This is a genomic window from Ginsengibacter sp., from assembly GCF_057362405.1.
Genome location: NZ_JBMQQG010000228.1, coordinates 1 through 5163 on the forward strand (window position 1 = coordinate 1; position 5163 = coordinate 5163).

The 5163-nt window shown below is 38.5% G+C and carries 4 protein-coding genes; 2 read left to right on the plus strand and 2 right to left on the minus strand.

The features are described from left to right. Together ACO1O5_RS19310 and ACO1O5_RS19315 are read right to left on the minus strand one after the other, a co-directional pair. On the minus strand, positions 1-380 hold a 380-nt coding region (locus tag ACO1O5_RS19310; protein WP_486273172.1), incomplete at its 3' end, for a hypothetical protein. A gap of 30 nt (positions 381-410) precedes the next feature. Next, positions 411-1178, minus strand: a complete 768-nt coding sequence (locus ACO1O5_RS19315) for a menaquinone biosynthetic enzyme MqnA/MqnD family protein (protein ID WP_486273174.1) — start codon at positions 1176-1178, stop codon at positions 411-413. A gap of 84 nt (positions 1179-1262) precedes the next feature. Here ACO1O5_RS19315 and purB point away from each other — a divergent pair, with 84 nt between their 5' ends. Both purB and ACO1O5_RS19325 read left to right on the plus strand, forming a co-directional pair. Continuing rightward, complete coding sequence (gene purB, locus ACO1O5_RS19320) at positions 1263-2606, plus strand: adenylosuccinate lyase (protein ID WP_486273176.1); 1344 nt, start codon at positions 1263-1265, stop codon at positions 2604-2606. 239 nt (positions 2607-2845) lie between these two features. After that, a partial coding sequence (locus ACO1O5_RS19325) for a LamG-like jellyroll fold domain-containing protein (protein ID WP_486273178.1) occupies positions 2846-5163 on the plus strand: 2318 nt, incomplete at its 3' end.

The window sequence follows — 5163 nt, forward strand, 5'->3', positions numbered from 1 at the left end:
CTTTCCAGGTTAAGCACCGCAAGCATTTTCACAATCTTGTCTTTTTCTTCTACAGGAACATTTTCGATGTCGTATCCTTTTTCCACTTCATGCCAAAGGCGGCAGTTTACGTCAGCCAATTGCGAGAAAATTCCCCCGATGTTGCCTGTTACGTCTTTTGTTTCGTTCCCTTCTTTTTTAAAAACTTTATTCGCTTTAAAAGTCAATTTTTCAGGAGGAATATTTCCATTAATGGCTTCTGCTACATACACATCAATTTCCTGCTGCAATTGCAATGCCTGGTTGTCCAAACTTTGCAATCGCTCCTTATCATCTGTATGATATTGTTTTAATTTTACAATGGTGAGTTTATCACATAACATGCCAAGAGTTTCTGCCATCGGTTTTTTATTAGTGTTAAAATTACTGCATTACGGAGTTATTTCATTTGCGACCGCCAATCTCTGCAGCTTTTTCATAAAAATTTCTAAAGCTGATAATTTATCATCATCCAGTTTGTAATTGATAAATTTTGTATAGTAGTCCATTAGTTTAAATGCCTCATATGGATTTTCCTGCAATACCAAATCAAGATGATCCAATCCAAATGCATTGGCTTTATTAAAGGCGCCTGTAAAATTTGCATCGAACTTTTTGTTGCTAATCCATGCCGCAAAAACGAATGGCAACCCGGTAAACTTTTTCCATTCAAGGCCAAGATCGAAAATGTATGACGAAATCTCTCTTTGAGCAAGGGCACGGTCGCCTATGACGAGAGCAGCGGTAGTTCCTGAAATTTTTGTTTGATATGCTCCCATTGTTGTTTCAAGAACCGGATCAATTTTCCAATAATCTTTAACCAGGATTTTAAGTAACTCTACCGAAGTTCTGCTTTGATAATCCAATAAGATTTTTTCAATTTTATTTAAAGGAACATCACTAAACAAACCAACACTGGCAACGGCTCCGTCGCAACTGATGCAATAATCAGAAATAACATAGTGTTCTTTCATTTCAGGAATTATTGCAACGGGAACCAATCCTACATCAATGTCATCTTCCAGTAACATGGAAGCTATTTTTGAAGGGAAATCTATTTTTAATTCAACGGTTTCCCTCATCATCCCATGCTCAAAACCGTAGATGAGGGGTTTCGTATTGAGGTAACTCACTGCACCAACCCTTATTTTTCTTTCCAAACCTATTACTTTAATTTTGCCGCAAATTTAGTGCAATGAAAATGATTAAAAGATCAAATTTTTGCATTCTAATAATCAACGCACATGCAACTTCAGCCACTTACTGCTATTTCCCCAATTGACGGACGATATAGAAAACAATTGCAACATCTTGACGAATATTTTTCAGAATTTGCCTTAATCAAATACCGTGTTAAAGTTGAAATAAAATATTTCATTTTTTTGGGGGAACAGCAATTTTTCAAAATTACACCCGCCTTAAAAAAGCAACTATTAAAAGCTATTGAAACTTTTTCTTTGGAGGACGCTCAAAAAATTAAGGATACAGAGCGTATTACCAATCATGATGTAAAAGCAGTGGAATACTTTTTGAAAGAAAAGCTGAAAGAACTCGGTTGTGAATATCTTGGCGAATGGATCCACTTTGGATTAACATCGCAGGATATTAATAACACTGCCATTCCGCTTTTATGGAAAGACGCCGTGGAGTTCGAATATCTCCCGGCAGTAATAAATCTGCAACATGAGTTAATTGATCTTTCAAAAGCGTGGAAAAATATTCCAATGCTGGCCAGAACCCATGGGCAACCAGCATCACCAACCATTTTGGGAAAAGAAATTATGGTATTTGTAGAAAGAATTGAAGGCCAGATTGAACAATTTAGTTATATCCCCTTCACTGGAAAATTTGGCGGAGCCACCGGGAATTTCAATGCTCACTATGCCGCCTACCCGAAAAAAGACTGGATAACATTTGCCAATAAATTCCTTGAAGATAAGTTAGGTATTCAGCGTCAGCAATACACAACACAAATAGAGCATTACGATTTACTTGCCGCGCATTTTGATAATATCAAAAGAATTAATACCATTCTCATTGACTTTTGCCGCGATGTATGGACGTATATCAGTATGGACTACTTTAAGCAACAAATAAAAAAAGGTGAAGTCGGCAGTAGCGCCATGCCTCATAAGGTAAATCCAATTGATTTTGAAAATGCAGAAGGAAATCTCGGCATGGCAAATGCTTTGCTGGAGCATCTTTCAGCGAAACTTCCTGTATCAAGATTACAACGCGACTTAACTGATTCTACCGTTACCAGGAATATTGGCGTACCGGTTGCCCATACAATTCTTGCAATCAATTCATTACAAAAAGGTTTAGGAAAATTGATTTTAAATAAACAAAAGATTGACGCAGACCTCGAAGATAACTGGGCCGTAGTTGCCGAAGCGATACAGACAATTTTAAGAAGAGAAAATTATCCGAAACCATACGAAGCCTTGAAGGATTTAACAAGAGGAAATTCGCATATCACCAAACAGGTGATTCATAAATTTATCAGCACGTTAGCTGTGTCGCCAGCCATAAAAAAGGAACTAAAGAAATTAACACCAAAATCTTATACCGGCGTTTCGCATTTATAAAATAAGCAGTATATTGAGGAATCATTCCATCTTGCCAAAACTACTTTTATGAAGTATTTATTACTTACGAATATTTCTCTTTTTTCAATCTCCTTATCATTTTTGAAGGTTAAATTACTTTGTAGATGCTTCTTACTTGCAGACTATTTCTTTAATGACGCGGTAAAAGATGCAATGTATTCACCAGAAAAATTATATTGTTTTCAAATTAATTTACATGTAGATATCGCGTTACCCGAATGAAAAAATTATTACTTATCCTCTTACCTTTATTTTCAGCTAACCTAACCTTTTCACAGGTAAATTTAAACAGCGGATTAGTTGCCTATTATCCATTTAATGGCAATGCCAATGATGTCAGTGGAAATGGGAATAATCCTGCTTTCAATAATGCAACTTTAACTACAGACAGATTTGGCATTCCTAATAGTGCATATTCTTTCAATGGTATTGATAATTATATTCAAATACCTAATAGTCCTTCCCTTAATTCTGTAAATCAAATTTCTATTTGCGCCTGGGTGAAGGTCGCCGGCTTTTACCAAGGTCCATGCCACGGGAACAATATAGTAATGAAGGGTGATGGCGATTACCTTCCTGGCAACTACATGATACGCTTTGACGATTCTTATTATACCAATAATCAAAACTGCTCCATCACCAATCCAGATGTAAACCACGAAAGTTTTTTTGGGATCAATACAACACCTTATTCCAATACGCCATTCATTCAAACAAATAATTGGTATAGTGTTGTATATACTTCTGACGGAGCTACTGCAAAAATTTATGTTAATTGTCAATTAGTTGGTTCAGGGCCTGCAAATGGGGCAACTTTTACCAATAGCTATGATCTATTTCTTGGCCATTTAAACAATACTCAATATCCATATTGGTTTAATGGGGCAATGGACGAAGTCAGAATTTATAACAGGCCACTTAATACGGACGAAGTTAATGCGTACGGAGGTTGTACAAGCGTTACAGATAGCACAATAATTAATGATTATACCCCCGTCCTGGGACTTGATATTTGCAAGAATGAGTTGAAAGTAGCTGATGCAACGAAATATAATCCAGGCGATACGGTTCTTATAATACAGATGAAAGGAGCAACGATTGATTCGACCAATACTGCATCATTTGGAAATATCACCAACTATAATAATTCCGGGAATTATGAAATGAACATTGTAAAGCAAAAAAATGGAAATTCGCTTGCCCTGCTGAATGTATTAAAAAGACAGTACGATATTCCCAATGGTAAAGTTCAATTAATAAGGGTACCTTATTTTAAAAATTATACCGTAAACAATACCCTTACCTGTTTGCCGTGGAATGGTACTATTGGTGGTGTACTGGTTTTAACTGTAGCCAATACCACCACATTGAATGCCGATATTGATGTGTCAGGCAAGGGATTTTTAGGTGGCAGAAGTCCTAATCCTAATACCACAACACTTTATTGTAATTACAACGATTATTTCTATTCGCGTGGTACGGCTGGCGCTGCGGAAAAAGGAGAATCTATAACCAGCATCGGAGATCCGATTGCCTGGGGCAAAGGCTCACCCGCAAATGGAGGTGGTGGTGGCAACGGACATAATTCAGGAGGCGGAGGTGGCTCAAACGGTGGTGCTGGTGGATACGGTGGTTACCAGTTAGATGCCTGTGGAGGTTCGGCAACTGACAATCGTGGCCTGGGTGGCAAGCCACTCGCTTACAGCAATGCTACTAACAAAATATTTATGGGCGGCGGCGGTGGCTCTGGCCATACCGATAATGCCGGAGGTGATCCAATGAATGGAGGGGATGGGGGCGGAATCATTATCATAAAATCGCCCATCATAAATTCAGGAGGCTTCAAAATAAGTGCAAGGGGAGGTGATGCACATCAATGTGATTTATCGCCCATTGATCTTTGCCATGACGGAAGCGGTGGCGGGGGTGGCGCAGGAACAGTCCTGATTGATAATACATCGCTAACTCAACCTACCACTGTAGATGTAAGCGGAGGAAAAGGCGGGGATTTAGCAGTTTATTATCTTCCTAATGCCAGCCATATAGGTCCGGGGGCAGGAGGAGGTGCCGGAGTATTTTGGTCAAATAGCAGTGCAGTGCCGGCAAATATTGCCGTGAATAATACCGGTGGAATCAATGGTGTTATCATTGCTGATAACAATAATCCTTATGGTACCACGCCTGGCAATGCCGGCATCAATCTCTTCAACCTAAAAATCCCTGTCGATACCATTTTATTTAAACCAAATATAGACTCTGTAAGAATTAAAGACAGTGCCACATCATGTAGCAGTTTTAATTTTAAGGGTCTTGGCTATACTAATACTTCAGCAATCAATTCATGGAAATGGTCGTTTGGAGACGGAACCACTGATGTTCAGCAAAACACGTCGCATAGTTATGTTACTTCGGGAACGTACACTGTAAAACTGGTTGTTACAGATATAAACGGATGTAAGGACAGCGTCACGACATCAATTACTACATCGGTGGTCAACATTACAAAAAGTAATGATACCAGTTTATGCGGCAGTTC

Coding starts and splice junctions, on each gene's coding strand:
- purB (WP_486273176.1), top strand. CDS start 1,263: ATGCAACTTCAGCCACTTACTGCTATTTCCCCAATTGACGGACGATAT.